The organism is Paenibacillus hunanensis, from assembly GCF_014645615.1.
Taxonomy (GTDB): domain Bacteria; phylum Bacillota; class Bacilli; order Paenibacillales; family Paenibacillaceae; genus Saccharibacillus; species Saccharibacillus hunanensis.
On sequence record NZ_BMMB01000008.1, the window covers coordinates 333,347 to 350,531 of the forward strand.

14 protein-coding genes are annotated in these 17,185 nt (G+C 48.2%); 12 read left to right on the top strand and 2 right to left on the bottom strand.

From position 1 onward, the window contains the following. The first annotated feature begins 91 nt into the window (after nucleotides 1–91). The 4 genes from iolC (at nucleotide 92) to IEX62_RS18695 (ending at nucleotide 6,357) form a co-directional block, all read left to right on the top strand. A complete protein-coding gene (gene iolC, locus IEX62_RS18680; RefSeq protein ID WP_373289159.1) occupies nucleotides 92–1,081 on the top strand; it encodes a 5-dehydro-2-deoxygluconokinase in 990 nt (329 codons plus the stop codon). A gap of 37 nt (nucleotides 1,082–1,118) precedes the next feature. Further along, the gene (iolD, locus tag IEX62_RS18685) at nucleotides 1,119–3,032 is read left to right on the top strand and encodes a 3D-(3,5/4)-trihydroxycyclohexane-1,2-dione acylhydrolase (decyclizing) (protein ID WP_188777065.1); all 1,914 of its coding nucleotides are present in this window, start codon (nucleotides 1,119–1,121) and stop codon (nucleotides 3,030–3,032) included. 194 nt (nucleotides 3,033–3,226) lie between these two features. Beyond that, on the top strand, nucleotides 3,227–4,105 hold the full coding sequence (fba, locus tag IEX62_RS18690) for a class II fructose-1,6-bisphosphate aldolase (protein ID WP_188777066.1): 879 nt from the start codon (nucleotides 3,227–3,229) through the stop codon (nucleotides 4,103–4,105). Nucleotides 4,106–4,359: 254 nt separating this feature from the next. Next, nucleotides 4,360–6,357 (top strand): DUF2961 domain-containing protein, encoded by a 1,998-nt coding sequence (locus tag IEX62_RS18695; RefSeq protein WP_229685918.1) that lies wholly within the window; start codon nucleotides 4,360–4,362, stop codon nucleotides 6,355–6,357. 400 nt (nucleotides 6,358–6,757) lie between these two features. Here IEX62_RS18695 and IEX62_RS18700 read toward each other — a convergent pair whose 3' ends face one another. Further along, on the bottom strand, nucleotides 6,758–7,510 hold the full coding sequence (locus tag IEX62_RS18700) for a DeoR/GlpR family DNA-binding transcription regulator (RefSeq protein ID WP_188777067.1): 753 nt from the start codon (nucleotides 7,508–7,510) through the stop codon (nucleotides 6,758–6,760). A gap of 1,080 nt (nucleotides 7,511–8,590) precedes the next feature. Between IEX62_RS18700 and IEX62_RS18705 the strand changes: the two genes are divergently transcribed. The 3 genes from IEX62_RS18705 to IEX62_RS18715 all read left to right on the top strand — a co-directional run bounded on the left by IEX62_RS18705 (nucleotide 8,591) and on the right by IEX62_RS18715 (nucleotide 11,096). Beyond that, complete coding sequence (locus IEX62_RS18705) at nucleotides 8,591–9,022, top strand: hypothetical protein (protein ID WP_188777069.1); 432 nt, start codon at nucleotides 8,591–8,593, stop codon at nucleotides 9,020–9,022. A 173-nt stretch (nucleotides 9,023–9,195) separates the two neighbouring features. Further along, the gene (locus tag IEX62_RS18710) at nucleotides 9,196–10,182 is read left to right on the top strand and encodes an MBL fold metallo-hydrolase (RefSeq protein WP_188777071.1); all 987 of its coding nucleotides are present in this window, start codon (nucleotides 9,196–9,198) and stop codon (nucleotides 10,180–10,182) included. Nucleotides 10,183–10,442: 260 nt separating this feature from the next. Continuing rightward, nucleotides 10,443–11,096 carry a hypothetical protein gene (locus IEX62_RS18715; protein ID WP_188777074.1) on the top strand — a complete coding sequence of 218 codons (654 nt, stop codon included), beginning with the start codon at nucleotides 10,443–10,445 and terminating at the stop codon, nucleotides 11,094–11,096. A gap of 378 nt (nucleotides 11,097–11,474) precedes the next feature. Here the strand turns inward: IEX62_RS18715 and IEX62_RS18720 are convergent, their stop codons facing one another. Next, on the bottom strand, nucleotides 11,475–12,053 hold the full coding sequence (locus IEX62_RS18720) for a phosphatidylglycerophosphatase A family protein (protein ID WP_188777076.1): 579 nt from the start codon (nucleotides 12,051–12,053) through the stop codon (nucleotides 11,475–11,477). A 189-nt stretch (nucleotides 12,054–12,242) separates the two neighbouring features. Between IEX62_RS18720 and rph the strand changes: the two genes are divergently transcribed. The 5 genes from rph (at nucleotide 12,243) to IEX62_RS18745 (ending at nucleotide 17,082) form a co-directional block, all read left to right on the top strand. After that, nucleotides 12,243–13,001, top strand: a complete 759-nt coding sequence (rph, locus tag IEX62_RS18725) for a ribonuclease PH (protein ID WP_188777078.1) — start codon at nucleotides 12,243–12,245, stop codon at nucleotides 12,999–13,001. Further along, nucleotides 12,998–13,627 (top strand): XTP/dITP diphosphatase, encoded by a 630-nt coding sequence (locus IEX62_RS18730; RefSeq protein ID WP_188777080.1) that lies wholly within the window; start codon nucleotides 12,998–13,000, stop codon nucleotides 13,625–13,627. Before rph ends, IEX62_RS18730 begins: the two co-directional genes overlap by 4 nt. Nucleotides 13,628–14,070: 443 nt before the next feature. After that, nucleotides 14,071–14,928, top strand: coding sequence for an STM4015 family protein (locus IEX62_RS18735; RefSeq protein ID WP_188777082.1), 858 nt, complete (start codon nucleotides 14,071–14,073; stop codon nucleotides 14,926–14,928). Nucleotides 14,929–14,933: 5 nt separating this feature from the next. Further along, entirely contained in the window at nucleotides 14,934–16,304 is a 1,371-nt protein-coding gene (locus IEX62_RS18740; RefSeq protein WP_229685920.1) for an STM4014 family protein, read from the top strand. Further along, a complete protein-coding gene (locus IEX62_RS18745) occupies nucleotides 16,294–17,082 on the top strand; it encodes an STM4013/SEN3800 family hydrolase (RefSeq protein WP_188777084.1) in 789 nt (262 codons plus the stop codon). The genes IEX62_RS18740 and IEX62_RS18745 overlap by 11 nt, the downstream gene beginning before the upstream one ends. The last annotated feature ends 103 nt before the right edge of the window (nucleotides 17,083–17,185 follow it).

Sequence of the window (17,185 nt, forward strand, 5' to 3'; positions counted from 1 at the left end):
AACAAGCGGTGCTATAGCGGCTCGGAGTAGCCGTGGCACCGCTATTCGCCTGCCAGACTGACTGCCAATCGATAAAGGAGCGTTGAAGCAAATGATGGATACACCCAGCAGCACACCGCGTTTTGAACTCGTGACTCTCGGACGTGCTTGTATTGATCTGAACGCAGTGGAATACAACCGACCGATGGAAGAAACGATGACCTTTTCCAAATATGTAGGTGGATCACCTGCCAATATTGCGATTGGTGCAGCCCGTCTCGGACTGACAACTGGCTTTATCGGTAAAATTGCAGATGATCAGCATGGACGCTTTATTCGTAGCTATATGGAGCGTGCAGGTGTGGATGCAGGTCATTTTATCGTGGATACGGAAGGGCATAAGACCGGGCTTGCATTTACCGAGATCAAAAGTCCAGAGGAATGCAGCATTTTGATGTATCGCGATGATGTGGCTGATCTATACTTACGCCCGGAGGAGATCGAAGAAAGCTATATTCGTGATGCAGGGCTATTGCTCATTTCCGGTACGGCACTTGCGCAAAGTCCATCTCGTGAAGCGGCATTACAGGCGATTCACTATGCACGTCGTAATGGTGTGAAGATCGCGTTCGAGCTGGACTATCGTCCGTACACATGGACATCTCCTGCGGAGACAGCCGTATATTATTTGCTCGTAGCGGCACAATGCGATATCGTGATCGGTACACGTGATGAATACGATGTGATGGAGAATCGAATGAACGGCTCGAATGAAGAAACGACAGCTACCCTGTTCGCAGCTGGTGCCAGTCTGGTTGTGATCAAGCATGGTGTAGAAGGCTCCTATGCGTATACCCGTACAGGAGAAACGTATCGTGGACATGCCTACCGAACGAAAGTGCTGAAAACATTCGGTGCAGGTGATTCTTATGCAGCGGCATTCCTGTATGCCACGATTCGCGGCAAGGATATCGGTACGGCACTGCAATATGGAAGCGCTGCCGCTTCGATCGTTGTGAGCAAGCATAGCTCCTCGGATGCTATGCCAACTGTAGATGAGATTGAGACGCTGATCGGACAGCAACCGGTGATTCCGTCCTGAGCAGCCCCTATATTCTAACCGAAGGTGGAGACTCCTAATGGGAAATAAAATCAGACTCACAACCGCACAGGCGCTGATCCGCTTTTTGAATCAGCAACATATCGAAGTGGATGGCGTGGAAACACCGTTTGTAGAAGGGATTTTTAGTATATTTGGTCATGGTAACGTGCTTGGGATCGGACAGGCGCTGGAGCAGGACGCCGGACATTTGAAAATTTTTCAGGGGAAAAATGAGCAGGGGATGGCGCATGCCGCAATTGCCTATAGCAAGGAAATGCTACGCCGTAAAATTTTCGCGGTGACCTCCTCCTCGGGCCCTGGCTCCGCCAATCTGGTGACAGCTGCCGGTACAGCACTAGCGAATAACATTCCTGTACTGCTACTACCTGCGGATACGTTTGCCAGCCGTCAGCCGGATCCGGTGCTACAGCAGATCGAGCAGGATTACAGTCCAGCTGTAACGACCAATGATGCGCTCAAGCCAGTATCGCGTTACTGGGATCGGATTACCCGTCCAGAGCAGCTGATGAGCAGCTTGATCCGCGCCTTTGAGGTGCTGACTGATCCAGCAAAGGGCGGCCCGGTCACACTGTGTATCTGTCAGGATACCGAAGGTGAAGCCTATGATTATGATGAAGCCTTTTTCCAGAAGCGTGTTCATTATCTGGATCGTGCAGAGCCGAATGAGCGTGAGCTGACCGCAGCCGAGCAATTAATTCGTAGCAGTAAAAAGCCGCTGATTGTCGTAGGTGGCGGCGCGAAGTATTCCGGTGCACGCGAAGAGCTGATTCACATTTCGGAGACGTACGGTATTCCACTCGTCGAGACACAAGCTGGGAAGTCGACAGTAGAATACAGTTTCCCGCACAATCTAGGCGGTCTGGGTGTGACAGGTACATTATCTGCCAATAAGGCAGCGCGCGAAGCCGATCTGATTATCGGAGTGGGCACGCGTTATACCGACTTTGCAACCTCCTCCAAAACAGCATTCGATCCTGAACATACTCGCTTTCTAAACATTAACGTAAGCCGGGTGCAGGCGTACAAGCTGGATGCGGTAACCGTCGTTGCGGATGCCAAGCAAGCAATTCAGCGCTTGCAGGAGCGTCTGACTGGATATAGCAGTGAATGGGGCGGACAGATCGGACAATGGCGTCAGGAATGGGCAGCAGAGCGCCAGCGTCTGGCAGAGATTCGCTTCCAGCGCGAGGGCTTTGATCCAGAGATCAAGGGACATTTTACACAGGAGCGCTTGAATGAATATGCAGATGCACTGCAAACGGAGCTCGCACAGACGACCGCGCTTGCAATGGTCAACGAAGCCGTAGATAGCGATAGTATTGTTATCGCAGCGGCAGGCTCGTTACCAGGTGATATGCAGCGAATGTGGCAGGCAGATTCACCGAATACGTATCATTTGGAGTACGGCTATTCATGTATGGGCTATGAGATTGCTGGCGCACTCGGTGCCAAGATTGCTCATCCTGAACGCGAAGTATATGCGCTTGTCGGGGATGGCAGCTTCCTGATGCTACATTCGGAGCTAATTACAGCGATGCAGTACAATTACAAAATTAACATTCTGCTGTTCGATAATTCGGGCTTCGGCTGTATTAACAATCTGCAAATGGGCAACGGTGGCGGTAGCTTCTACTGCGAATTCCGCGATACGAGCAATCGGATTATGAATATCGATTATGCCAAAGTAGCTGAGGGCTATGGAGCGAAGGTGTATCGTGCAAATACGACAGAAGAGATTCGTGCTGCGATTGAGGATGCAAAAGGTTATGATGGCTGCACGCTGATCGAAATGAAGGTTCTGCCGAAAACGATGACCGATGGCTACGAAAGCTGGTGGCATGTCGGCGTAGCGGCTGTGTCGGAGCGTGAAAGTATTCAGGCAGCGCACGCCAGCAAGCAGCAGATGCTGGAGAAGGCGAAGCAGTATTAAACAGTATCAGGCGAATAACACATGCATACCAGATATTAGGAGTGTTATAGCTAGTTCCAGTATTCCAGCTATTGTTGTTCTAGCGATTGTAATGAAGGCAAGCGACAAACTCATTTTAAATAAACAAATAAGCAAACGAGACAGGCGCACGGTATTCCTTACCTGCGCCTGTTCTATAAAGAGGAGGCTCACGCATGACGCTGGTATCCATGAAGGAAATGCTGCAACAGGCACGCGAGCACCAGTATGCAGTTGGTCAATTTAATGTCAACGGATTGTCGTGGGTACATGCGATACTGGATGCGGCACAGGCAGAACAGGCGCCAGTCATTGTAGCGGCATCGGATCGCCTGATCGACTTTCTTGGCGGTTATCGCACGATTGCCACACTTGTTCGTGTACTGGTGGAGGAAAAGGGGATAACTGTACCAGTTGCCTTACATCTGGATCATGGCAAATCGGTCGACAGTTGCCTGCGCGCGATCGATGCTGGCTTCACCTCGGTCATGTTCGACGGCTCACATGGTCCGATTGATCAAAATATCAAGCAGACGCGTCAGGTCGTTGAATATGCTGCACCGCATGGAATCTCTGTCGAAGCGGAGGTTGGCACCGTAGGCGGTATAGAGGACGGATTGATTGGTGGCATCCAATATGCCGATCTGCACGAATGCGTACGCATCGTTGAGGAAACAGGCATTGATGCACTTGCCGCCGCACTTGGCTCAGTTCATGGTAAATATATCGGCGAACCGAAGCTCGGCTTTACCGAAATGGAAGCCATTTCGCAGGCTATTGGTATCCCGCTCGTGCTGCATGGCGCATCCGGTATCCCACTACATCAGCTTACGCGTGCAATCGAGCTTGGTCATGCCAAGGTGAATATCAATACTGAAAGTGTCACCGCCTGGTCACTACAACTACGACAAACACTGGCAGACCATCCCGATACGACCGAACCACGCACGATCCTTACGCCAGCGCGTCAGGCGATCGAGGATAGCGTTCGCGCCAAAATTCGCGAGTTCCGCTCCAGCGGTAAAGCCGCCATATCCACTCAGCTTGTGGAGTGAATGAAACGAACGAATGATGCTTATACATCCCATTGGATAATGGATGAAGTTCACCTGACTATATCTATAGTAGACATGGGACGCAAAACCAGCAGAATTTTCAATTTAATCTGAAAATCCTTCAATCTCGTTCGCCACTTCCTTCTATATAATGAGCCGTAAAGCCGTCGCCGCAGAGCGATTCACCGCCCATCCAATGGCTGTGGATGTGCTCTGTGGCGATGCTGCATTTATATGAAGAAACGCGGTGATGAATGATGAAGGAAACGATACATGAGCAACCATCTCAGCTACATGCAGTAACAGATGAAGCGACCGCTCATCTAACAAAAGTGATACCCGAACGTCCAATCATGATACCAGGCATCGATAGCTTATTACGCATGGAGCTGCTGCCACGCCTACGTCATGATGTGCAGGTGCGTTATGAAGGCAGTATTGATAAGCAGGGCTTTAATGCGGATTGGGATTGGTGGCTATATAAGGAAGGCAAGGAATGGGTGATTTTTGACGTGGATGGGCCAGGCTGTATTTACAATCTGGTGCAGCATCGATATCCAGACAGTGAGGAGCCGACCTTTTTCTTCTATTTTGATGGAGAAGAACAGCCTCGTTTTCAGCTTCGGCATTCGGAGTTTGGACAGAAGGCTCCGTTGATTGCGCCGCTCGCCGATCAATATATGGGACCGGATGATCATGGCAGGGGGCCGATTCGAGTCGTACGCAGCTTTGTGCCGATGCCATTTGCGCGGTCATGCCGGATTACGACGGATATTCGTTTGAAGGGGGCTGCCAAGGGAGACGGTGGCTGGGGACATGTGATGTACCATACGTATACCAGTGCAATCGGCATTCATACTTTTACCGGACAGGAAGATTATAGCGAGCTGCTGAATCAGTGGAGAGCTGTAGGGGATGATCCGAAGCCAGAGGTGGAAGGGAAGACCGTAGCGCTAGAACAGCTACAGCTAGAAGCCGGACAAAGTACGACACTGCTCCAGCAGAGTGAGCAGGGCAGTATCGTATCGATCAAAGCACGCTGGCATCATGATTCGACACTGGAGATTCCGCGCTCTTTGCTGCACGACATCTGGATTGTGGCGCATTGGGATAGTCATGAGCAGCCAGATGTGGAATGTCCGCTGGGGGCTTTTTTCGGTAATGAACTCGGCTATAATCGGATCGGAATTCTATCGCATGGACAGCGTCAGGATGGGCAGTGGTATCACTATTTACCGATGCCATATTGGAGCGCAGCACATATTCGGCTGGAAAATCGGGGAGCTAATGCGGTGGAGTTTGCACAGTGGGAGATTCGCTACACTACATTAAATGAATCGTTGTATCCACAGCATGATACCGGATATTTCCGTACGTCTACGTATTATCCATTGCAAGCGACACATGGGGCAGACAGTATCATCGGGCGCATTACGGGTCGTGGACATCTGGTCGCCGGGCAGGTGACTGCATTCGCACGTACACCGGGCATCATTAGCTGTGAAGGGGATGTACGCGTCTATATTGATGGTAATGCTACACCGCAGGTGGAGAGCGATGGCTCAGAGAGCTGGGTGAATTATGGCTGGGGCTTTCCGACACCACCGGAGATGAATCCAGCTACTGCCTATGATGGCTTGCCTGATAATCCGTGGTCGATGGTACGGCTATGCAGTGGTGATTGTTATCCGTTTCGCAAGGAATTGATATTTGGCATCGAAGCAGGAGAATACAACAATCAATATTTGCGGCATTCGGGCATTTTGTTTTATTACGGTCAGGATGAAGAGGGCATGGTGCTTACCGATGAGCTGGATGTGGGAAATTCGGCATCCGAAGGCATCCATACGTATCATACGCAGGGCAGTCGAGGTTATTATACGCTGGAGTCAAGCTATGAGGGCGATGCGGATGATGTGCTGATTACAGATAAAGGGCATGAAACCGAAGGCTGGAGTCAATTTACAGTATCCGTATCGCCAGACCATTCCGGTGTACGGCTACGCCGACGCTCTGACCAGATCACCGGGCGACAACGAGCGATGGTATATGTAGACGATCAGCTGGTGCAGGAGCGTAGCTGGTATGTCGCGGATCGCAATCCGTATAAACGCTGGTTAGAGGATGAGTTTGATATTCCGATTGCCTATACAGCAGGCAAGGAGCAGTTAACGATTCGACTGGAATACGTGCAGGAGGGCGAGTCCCGAGTTTGGAATGAATTTTACTACTGGATCTACAGTCTGAAGTGATCGACAAGCCGGGGTAATATGAATGGATGTCTTAAAGGATGTGTTGTAAAGGATAGGTCTAACCTAAGCGGTTGGAGGCTAGAATACCATTTCCACATACAATGGCACTAATAATAAAGCTACGCTAATCTACTGTATCCAAAATCAAGGTAGATTAGCATAGCTTTATTCGCATGTAGCCTCATTATTCTTCTTCAGGTTAGCCCATCTCCAAGCTTCCCTGATCCCGGAAGTAACTATTCCGTGTAAACATTCATAGTAAAATTAAAACTAAAAATGAAAGCGAAAATAAAACTGAGAGTAAAAGTAGAAATAGAACTGCAAATAGAACTACGAATAAAACTACGCATAGAACTACGAATACAGCTATGAATAGATGTGTTAAACACACTCTACTGCTTTATGGAGTGACAATCACAATTCCATGCTGTCCTGCATACTGTCGATATTCCTCGCTCGGCTCACTATTCGTGATCAAATAATCAATATCACTCAGCGCACAATACGTCGTGAGTGCGTATTTGTCGAATTTGCTATCATCGATCATGAGCAGCACATTGGAGCTCTTTTTCACGACTGTACTTTTAATATCCGTTTCTAGCGGCGATGAGTTGGTCACTCCATTCATAATCGAGATGCCAGTTGAAGCGAGAAATGCCTTGTTGATATTATACTTACTCAGCAGCTCCACACTCTGAAATCCCACGAACGAGTCGGTACGACGCTCAAACATCCCACCTGTCGAAAAGATCGTCAGATTCGGATACGGCTTTGCACCGTGAATAAAGTCAAAATTGTTAGTCACGATAGTCACCTGACGCTCACGAATATACGGTAACAGCTCCAGCGTAGTCGTACCAGAATCGACGAAAATCACATCGCCATCCTCGACAAAGCGTGCTGCCAGCTGTCCGATCTCCTGCTTTTTGGTCAGATTGCGATCCTTGCGCTCGTTGAAGCCGACAAGAGTCGAATGATTGACGGATACGCCGCCATATACTTTATTTAAAATGCCTGAGTCGACGAGCGTCCGCACATCACGGCGAATCGTGTTTTTCGATACACCAAAATGCTCTACCAGCTCTTCCAGCGAAACGGACTCATGCTCGAATACATATTCCTTGATCTGATTAATACGTTGCGATTTGATCATCTGTTGATTCTCCTATGGTCAAAGTGACGATATCGAATAAGTAATGCTGTCCGCTATTATTGTAAACGTTATTTGGTAAATGGCAAAGATTATCGTCCCCTCAGCGTACACGGCGTTACATGCTCATTATAGGTAGGGCATGACCTATATGTATATTTCAATATAGGAAACCACCGCTCTGGTATAGGAAACTGCTGTAAAATCAAGCATCATCGCTATAAAGCCCCTCATTCCGCGGAATTTCAGGATATTTCTTAGTATGTACCGTTCTTTGATCTGCTACTTATTATATATAGTCCATGATCACCTCCCACCTCATTCAAGCACTAGGAACTATATTAGACGCTATAATCCACTAATTAGTCCGTTTATTTCCTACTCGAACTCTCCATAGTCGATGAATCTCCTACATTTCTCTTCAGAATGACCCAGGAGCGCCGATTTCACCCTCAAACCTCCGTGTATTAGCGGCAAAATCCACTTTTTTAGCAAAAAATCCAGATGGCGATTACCCGTCATTTGCATAAAAAAATAACGTTTTTGCGAAATGTCGAAAAAGAGAGAAAGTGAGTAGTACCCCCACAGCTCTAAAATGAAGAAAACAATCGACATTATTCTGCCGCTAAAAGTGAACCTAAATTAAAAAAATTACGAAAATATGAATAAATTCCCTTATAATTGGCTAATTTCACGGTACGGTCGTACGTAAAATAAGCCTGTTCCTTGCCTGAAAAGCGCTGAAATCGATTGATTTCACTCATGCTGGTTATAAATATAGTAATAACGCAAACGCGCTGCGAAGGAAAAAGGTAGGATAAAGCAGCTTGATTACTATTAAGTATTAAGAACCATTTCCTATTGTAGAAACTATGGTTCTAGAGGCATACTTAAGTCACAAACAAAAACACGATTCGCCAAATAAATTGTCGGAAAAAGACGAAAAAGAGGAAGAAGCTATAAAGAATATCTAATATTTTCCGATAAAGTATAGTAACAAGCACATGACGAGACAAGTAAAGTGATGATCTGACACCTGACTATCAACAATATAAAATGATGCCAATCAAGGGGGCTAACCTTATGAATTATAATCAATTGACTGACGTGAAAATTATGGAGAAAGCAAAACCGGTTTCTGGTGGTTGGTTCCGCTTTGTAGAAAGCACTGAAACAACGAAAGGTCAAAACGAGCAAGAGCAATGGGCTGCTATCTACCACAAAGAGAATGACAAATATATCGTAACAAATGATTTTCTGAATGTAGGTCTGAACGATCCTGCTGGCCGTGTATCCCTGGTTGGCTACGGTGAAAACCTTGACGGCATCATGTTCGTGATCTGGGAGCACCAAAAAGAGATGGGTAAGGAATACACCATCCTCGATCAAATTCGTGAAATCAAAAGCGAAGAGATGGAGAAAGCAAGCCAAAAAATGTGGAGCTGGGAAGACAAGTCCGCAGATACAACGTACTTCAAGCACGAAATGTTCAATCCTTGGGAAGAAAGCTATTGATTGATCGTTACCTGAGCTATAACGAACCCTTTCGCTGCGGCAGTCTGCATCTGTAGACTGTGCAACGGAAGGGTTTTTGTGTAACATACGGCATAGATACAAATATGGAACACGCCGTTTGGAATACACGAGCGATATACATAATCAACTTGATCGTATGGAGGCTACCTACAATGCAATTACCTGAAATCACAAAGCTGGATGACCATATCATTCAGGTGAAAATCGCGATGTCCTATCCACTGCGCTGGGTGAACAGCTACCTGATCGGTGGTACAACCGCATGGACGATTGTTGATCCGGGACCGCGTAATCCAGAAAATGAGCTAGCCTGGGAGCAGGTGCTACAGGAGTTGGATATTCCGTGGTCTGCGCTGGAATCGATTGTACTCACGCATCATCACCCGGATCATGCTGGCTTATCGGGCTGGTTTCAGGAACGCACGGGCATTCCTGTCTGGATATCTAAGGTAGCATGGAGTGAATTTTTGCGTTCATGGGGAGCTGGCAATACCGCCTCCGCTGATCTGGTAGAGATGTTTGGCAACAATGGAATGCCACAGGATATTACTGATCTATTACCTGCGCATCTGGATAGCTTTTTGTTGCAGGTGACACCACCGCCCGTACCTTCCTTTATCCTGCCTGGACAAGCTGTAATGATGGGTGGACGAAGCTGGCAGACGATTGAAACGTCCGGTCATGCGGCCGGGCATGTATCGCTATATGATCCACAGCATAAGCTGATGCTGTGTGGAGACGCGGTTCTCCCGCAAATCTCACCCAATATTAGCCTTGTACCTGAAAGTGATCCCAAGCCGCTTGCCTCGTATTTGGAAGGGTTACGCCAACTGGGAAGCTATGAGGTGGAGCAAGCATTACCGGGTCATCGCCGTCCATTTGGTGGCTTCCGTGAACGTACGATCAAGCTGCTTGAGCATCATGAGGAGCGTTTGAATGCAATGCTGGGCAGACTGGAGGAGCAGCCGCGTACAGGCTATGACATTTGCATGAGTATATTTAGTAGCAAGCTGACGCTGCATCAGCTTCGTTTTGCCATGTCGGAGACGCTGGCACATCTGGTTGAGCTGGAGCAAACCGGGCGCGCTATTGCTATAGAGCGTGATAGCATTATTTATTATGAGTCTGCGAAGCATTAATTATAAAGCTATCCACTGGTTGCGGGTCCAGGCTGACGTTGCCGCTGTGAAGCACAATAGTGGCAAGTTGAATTTCATTGTGCCGAATGATAGACTGCAAACAGTGTTTGTTTTACGAATGGATGTTGGAACAAGTGGAACGGGATTTAACTGGAATTAACACCAATTTCATCAGAGATTAAGCTAATGGTTTTATAATAAGGTTAATTCGTAGCCGACGTTTGTTTTATTTTAGCCCGAGGATGAAAGGGGCCTTCATCATGAACAATGCAGACAGCACATGGATCGATATTACGATACAAGGCGTCCGTCTAATCGCGTACCTGTCGCTCCTGATCAGTGCCATTATTGGTTTGTTTGGCGGTCTGGCGATGCTGCAAGAAAACCGGCGTCCGTTGTGGTATCGAACACGTACACTTCTTGTGTATTGTGGTGTGATGCTTACTGTACTGCAGGGGATTGTTAGTGTACTTAATATTGCCTATTATCAGGGGTGGTCGGCGGCGTTAATTCCGTTCACTACCTATGCAGGAAGGCTGAGTAATGGCTTTGCCCTGATTGCTTTTTATACCACGCTTGCGTATATCGTGCCGACATTATTATTCAGTCGTAATCGTGCAGGCTTGTCGCCGCGCTTTTTATCGGCGTTGCTAATTCCAACACTGGCGCTGCTGCTCCTGTCCGGCTTGCTGACTCGAAGCTATGAGGGTCTGCTGCCGCTACTGCTTATCTATGTATTTACCGGTGTATGTCTGGTCTGGCTGACTGTGCTGCGCTGGCTGGCAAGTGATGATACAGAGCGGGAACGTCAACGCAGTCGCTTCAATCTGCGTAGTCCAGATATCCGACTAACCGGTCGTGAAAATGAAGAGCATGAGACGCATGAGGAAGAATCGCGTCCGTTGCCACGCTGAGTGCACATGTAGACAGGTTCATTGAACGTATAGTTAGTATGTAGATATGAAGAAGGTATCGCTATATTGTCGATACCTTCTTTATTTTTATGATGAAAAGCCCGACTCTATCGCTGTAATAAGCGGAAAGAATCGGGCTTTTATCGATTGGTTTTATCATGATTCGCGTACCATCGTCACGCATCTGTACATCGTGCAGCGGATGATCGAGCCGCTAATACAATTTTTAAATGAAAGGAACAGCGGATAGTTAGCGAGTATTCCATATAACGATAACGGTATAGCGTGATCCTTTAACCATTTAACGGTGAGCAGCTTAGCTCCATTGAGAATCGATGCAGACAGTATAGCAAGATATAACCATTCGACAGCTATGCCTTACTTAGTCTCATCATCCTCAGGCAGTTCCATATCCGAGCTGTCTGCTTGCTGCTCCTGATCCAGTCTGCGTCCATGGGCGATGCGGCTACTTGCTGCCGCGGCGATTGCGCCAACAATATCGTCAAAAAACGTATGAATAGGCCCTAAACTTTTATCATTTAATCGACCGAGTACACCGGGCTTTAATTTATCGACATATCCATAGTTCGTAAATCCAATGCTGCCGTACACATTAACGATGGCAAACGCAAGAATTTCATCGACCCCGTATAGACCTTCATCATTTTCGATCATTTCCTGAAGGGGAGAGATGAGCTGGCGCTGCTCGGCAAGAATATCCAGCTGCACACCGGTCAGCAATGCGTTTTGTACCTCGCGCTTCATTAGTACTTTGTCCACGCTGGCTTCGCATTCCTCAATCGTCAGATTAGGGAAATAGCTTTGCTGTAGAAATAGCACCAGTTCTGCGATTTCTCGAATGGTGACCCCACGCTTTTCAAGCCATTCGCGAGTAGCTTGCTCTACGTTCAGACTGCTCAGACTGTACGGCACTTTTTCCGGTTGATTATGCTCCATGCTTGAACACCTCTTTTTCGGATAAACTGCTAACGCTGGGTAAAGCGGCTAGAACGAGCCGTACTCTTATTTAACCCGACAACCGTCCAGGTTATCAAGCAGTAGGAAGCCAATTTGCGGTTTAGGGTGCTTTTGCAGGGGAGGTTTGTTAGAATAAGAATGCGAATACGAAGCAGGAGGCATACAACCATGAGAATCAACGGACGGCAGACGAATGAGCTGCGCCCCTTGAAAATAACCCCAAATGTGAATAAATACGCGGAAGGTTCTGTCTATATCGAGGTCGGTGACACGAAGGTTATGTGTACGGTATCGGTTGAAGAACGCGTTCCTCATTTTATGAAAGGGCAGGGAAAAGGCTGGGTAACAGCCGAATATTCCATGCTACCACGCGCCACTCAAACGCGTAATCAGCGTGAAGCAGCAAAAGGTAAGCTGGGCGGACGCACGATGGAAATTCAGCGTCTGATCGGACGCGCACTGCGCTCGGTTGTCGATCTGCAAGCGCTGGGCGAGCGTACAATTACTGTCGATTGTGATGTAATTCAAGCGGATGGTGGTACACGTACCACATCGATTACCGGTTCATTTGTCGCACTGGCGATTGCAATGGATAAGATTGCGTTACAGCATAAGCTGGCTCGTTTCCCAATTACGGATTATCTGGCATCTGTCAGCGTAGGGGTCGTAGGTGACCGTGCTGTACTGGATCTGAACTATGAAGAGGATTCCAAGGCAAAGGTCGATATGAATATCGTTATGACGGGCAAAGGTGAATTTGTCGAGCTGCAAGGCACCGGTGAAGAGCGTCCATTCAACCGCAAGGAGCTGGATGAAATGCTGGAGCTGGGCGAACAGGGCGTACTGCGCATGATTGAGCTGCAAAAGGAAGTGCTCGGACCGATCGCACTGAAAATTGCTAGCGGACAGGCCGGAGCACAGGTATGAGTGTACTGACCAGCAATATCGTGATCGTGGCGACCAAAAATAAAGGCAAGGTGAAGGAGTTCGCGCACGCGTTCGCCGCACTTGGTCTTGAGGTTCGCAGCATGTTCGATTATCCGGAGCTACCGGATATTGTGGAGGATGGAACCACCTTTGCCGAGAATGCATTTAAAAAAGCGAAAACGGTAGCCGACGCGCTTGGCGTACCCGTACTCGCTGATGACTCTGGTCTATGTGTAGATCGATTGGATGGCGCACCGGGTGTCTATTCGGCGCGTTATGCTGGAGAAGGCGCTACGGATGCGGACAACAACGCCAAGCTGCTGCGCGAGCTAAGTGAGCTACAGCTAGGTGAGGATACCGAGCAGCCGCTGCTCAGTACAGCACGCTTTGTATGCAGTCTGGCTCTGTATGATCCAGCTACTGAGCATATCTGGACAGCAGAAGGTGCAGTAGAAGGCTGGATTACTGCTACACCTTCCGGTGCAGGCGGCTTTGGCTATGATCCACTGTTTTATTTGCCGAATGAACAGCAGACGATGGCGAATCTGACTATTGAGCAAAAGCAGGCGATTAGTCATCGTGGCGAAGCACTGCGCAAGCTGATCGCTTCCCTGCAAGCAGGCTGAATCGGTACAGAATACGGAGCAGCTTGTCTTCACAGCATTAGCCAGTAGCATCATACCATCGTCACTAATCCTATAAGATAAGATGACGAATTGGACAAGACAAGCATCATGAATGGTCGATATAGAAGCATGATCTATAGCGTACAGAGGTCATACGATCCTGTGTAGCTGTTGATGGATATCACTGCTGTAAGCTGTATAGCGAGCAGACGGATCAACCCATCGATAGTGTCACAGATCGTATGGCTTTTTTTCTGTTATGTTGGTTGTTATGTCACTATTGAAATAAAGTTTGTAAGCCCTATCGAGTACATAAGAAAAAGGGTGTAAAAACGCAGTGTAATCGGTCTATAGGCTTTTGCTTTGGGCTATAGACGTGTTGTAAAATATACATAGAGTAACCATAACTGCCCGCGATGTCGGGCAACAGGGAGGTATACATAATGACAGAAGTAAGACTTGAGATTGGCTATGAGGAACACGAGGATGGACAGACGTTAACACCATTAATTGAGCAGCTTGTGGCAGACGAAGAGAAAAGTCAAGCGCTGACCAGCCTCATCATTGGAGATTGGGGCGGTGCGTATGAAGATACACCGGATGAATTTTTGCCTGTTTTGATCGCTGCGGCACCGAAGTTTCCGAATTTGCGCCATATATTTATCGGCGATATGGACTCGGAGCAATGTGAAGTATCGTGGATTAGACAAACCAATCTAGGGCCATTACTATCCGCTTATCCGCAGATTGAATCGTTTTATATTAAAGGCGGGGTCGATCTGGAACTGGAGCCACTGGAGCATGAGAATTTACAGGAGCTTGTCATTATCAGTGGTGGCTTGTCATCTATGCTATTGCAATCGGTGCAAAAGGCAAAGCTGCCTAATCTGCGTAAGCTAGAGCTGTATATCGGTGTAGACGATTATGGATTTGATGGCAATCTGGAAGATGATATTTTACCGTTTTTGTACAATAATCCGTTCCCTAAGCTCGTGTCACTCGGCTTAAAGGATAGCGACCTTCAGGATGAGATTGCGGTGGCAGCAGCGAAAGCTCCGGTACTGGCACAGCTGGAAGAGCTGGATTTGTCTGAAGGAACCTTATCGGATACCGGAGCAGAGGCGCTACTGAATAGTGAAGGCGTGCGTAAGCTCAAGCGTTTGAATTTGAATTATCATTATATGTCGGATGACATGATGAATAAGCTACATCGGTTCTCGCAAGAAACGGGCATTACGATCACGATGGATGAGCAGCAGGATCTGGAAGAAGAATGGCGCTATCCATCAGTGACTGAGTAATAACAGTGATCGATTCGCATTCAGCTATGATCACATCGATTCTGATCGGTAACCCGGGCAATAAACGTACATTGGGTTGGCAACAGGCATTGCGGTCACAGGGACAGCGGAGTGCACTGGAACTGTCGTACGCTCGTCTGCTACATGCGATTCGCGCGGGCGAAACTTTGCCCGAGGTGCTGGATAGCATGTACAGACGGAGTCAGCATAAGCAGTCGCGTGAAGCAGTAGGCATTACAGCTATACGGCGAAGTAGGGTAACAGCACCAGGTCTATTATCCGATTACAAATGGATAGCTAGCCAGCCTGTTCTGCTGCGGCTGGATGCGCCCGGTGAGAATGCAGCAGTCGAGCGAGGCTTAATCGCACTCGGTGCAGTCGATGCAGTGAATGCGCATGACGATTCACTGCTACCGCTGGCTGCTCATACGAATCAGGGGGATCTAACGTATACAGCGGCGCGTCGTTTGGAAGGACAATATGGTCGAATCTTGTATCCAGCACAATGGTTTCGTGGATACTGTCGTCTGTTATCGTGGCTTCATGCACAGGTCGAGCAATATTTGCCGCAGGCGCAGTGGATGAATGCTCCAGCAGAGATTGCGCTGATGTTTGATAAAAGAGCTTGCTCGCTGCATCTACATGCAGCGGGCATTGCTGTTCCAGCGACCTTATCGCAAACGGCAACTACGTATACGCCGATCCGTAGTTATGCGGAGCTACGACAGCAGATGGAGGCGCAGCGGGTGCATCGCGTCTTTGTAAAGCTGTTTTGCGGTTCGGCAGCTTCGGGTGTGATCGCGTATCAGTATCAGCCTCGTACCGGGGCAGAGATTGCGATGACGACGATCGGTAAGGAGCAGATTGGCGGCGAGACGATCTTTTACAATTCAGGTCGGCTTATTCGCTATACAGAGACTGCGGATATTGAGCAGCTTGTAGACTGGGTGGCTGGTGAAGGAATGCATGTGGAGCGCTGGGTGAGTAAGGCATCGCTGGATGGACAGGCATATGATGTGCGCCAGCTTGTCTGCCGCGAGCAGGCAGGTCATGCCGTGCTGCGCCTGAGTCGCACACCGATCACGAATTTACATTTGCGTAATAAGCGCTTGCTACTAGCAGAAGCAGGATTATCTCAAGCTATATATGCTTCGATCCGTAGTACGGCACAGCATGCACTGGCAGCTTTTCCCGATTCCTTTTGCGCGGGATTGGATGTGCTGGTGCCTCGAAGTGGCAAAGAACCTCTAATTATGGATGTGAATCCATTTGGAGATTTGCTGTATCGTGTCCAGCATGAAGGGCTTGGCACGTATGAGTGGGAGCTATCGCGCTGGCTGGAGCAATGGAGAAAGGAAATGACGGATGTCGATTAATATGAATGAAGTGGTAGGCAGCCACGATATCGTGATGATTACGCTGGATACACTGCGCTATGATGCTGCCGTGCTGGAGGAAGCGAATTGTCCGAATCTATGCGGCACCGGCTCCTGGGAGAAGCGTCATACACCCGGAAGCTTCACCTATGCGGCGCATCATGCCTTTTTTGGCGGATTCCTGCCGACACCTGCAAATACCGATAAGTCCTCTCATGTGCGTCTGTTCCATGGTAAGCATAGCGGGCTGCGTACCCATCCGCATACATGGTTGTTTGATGCACCGGATATAGTTACTGGACTTGCACAGGAGGGCTACCGGACGATTTGTATCGGTGGTGTCATCTTTTTTACGAAGAAAAATAAGCTATCTCGCGTTCTACCCGGTTATTTTCAGCAGAGCTACTGGCGGATGAACTTTGGCGTGACGAATCCGAATTCGACTGCGAATCAGGTTAATCATGCGTTGCGGCTACTGGATGAGATCGAGGAGCAAGAGCGATTGTTTTTATTTATGAATGTATCGGCGATTCATGGACCGAATCATTATTTTATTCCGGGTAATCATCGTGATTCGGTGGATAGTCAGCGAGCGGCATTACGCTATGTGGATGGGGAGCTGGGACGTTTATTTGAAGCGTTGCGGCAGCGGGAGCGTCCGGTGTTTTGCCTTGTGTTTTCAGATCATGGCACCGCGTATGGTGAGGATGGCTATGAAGGGCATCGACTCGCTCATGAAGTCGTTTGGAATGTGCCGTATCGGGAATTTTTCTTGTAAATTAAGATCGTGAGCTGCATTGTAAGCTGATGGTGATCCTCACCATTGCAATAACGATCAGCTACACAATGAGGTATACAATATTGAAATGAAGGAGTGAGCA

Excerpts from the sequence above, each read along its gene's own strand:
- iolC (WP_373289159.1), top strand. The coding sequence starts at position 92 with ATGATGGATACACCCAGCAGCACACCGCGTTTTGAACTCGTGACTCTC.
- iolD (WP_188777065.1), top strand. The coding sequence starts at position 1,119 with ATGGGAAATAAAATCAGACTCACAACCGCACAGGCGCTGATCCGCTTT.
- fba (WP_188777066.1), top strand. The coding sequence starts at position 3,227 with ATGACGCTGGTATCCATGAAGGAAATGCTGCAACAGGCACGCGAGCAC.
- IEX62_RS18695 (WP_229685918.1), top strand. The coding sequence starts at position 4,360 with ATGATGAAGGAAACGATACATGAGCAACCATCTCAGCTACATGCAGTA.
- IEX62_RS18700 (WP_188777067.1), bottom strand. The coding sequence starts at position 7,510 with ATGATCAAATCGCAACGTATTAATCAGATCAAGGAATATGTATTCGAG.
- IEX62_RS18705 (WP_188777069.1), top strand. The coding sequence starts at position 8,591 with ATGAATTATAATCAATTGACTGACGTGAAAATTATGGAGAAAGCAAAA.
- IEX62_RS18710 (WP_188777071.1), top strand. The coding sequence starts at position 9,196 with ATGCAATTACCTGAAATCACAAAGCTGGATGACCATATCATTCAGGTG.
- IEX62_RS18715 (WP_188777074.1), top strand. The coding sequence starts at position 10,443 with ATGAACAATGCAGACAGCACATGGATCGATATTACGATACAAGGCGTC.
- IEX62_RS18720 (WP_188777076.1), bottom strand. The coding sequence starts at position 12,053 with ATGGAGCATAATCAACCGGAAAAAGTGCCGTACAGTCTGAGCAGTCTG.
- rph (WP_188777078.1), top strand. The coding sequence starts at position 12,243 with ATGAGAATCAACGGACGGCAGACGAATGAGCTGCGCCCCTTGAAAATA.
- IEX62_RS18730 (WP_188777080.1), top strand. The coding sequence starts at position 12,998 with ATGAGTGTACTGACCAGCAATATCGTGATCGTGGCGACCAAAAATAAA.
- IEX62_RS18735 (WP_188777082.1), top strand. The coding sequence starts at position 14,071 with ATGACAGAAGTAAGACTTGAGATTGGCTATGAGGAACACGAGGATGGA.
- IEX62_RS18745 (WP_188777084.1), top strand. The coding sequence starts at position 16,294 with ATGTCGATTAATATGAATGAAGTGGTAGGCAGCCACGATATCGTGATG.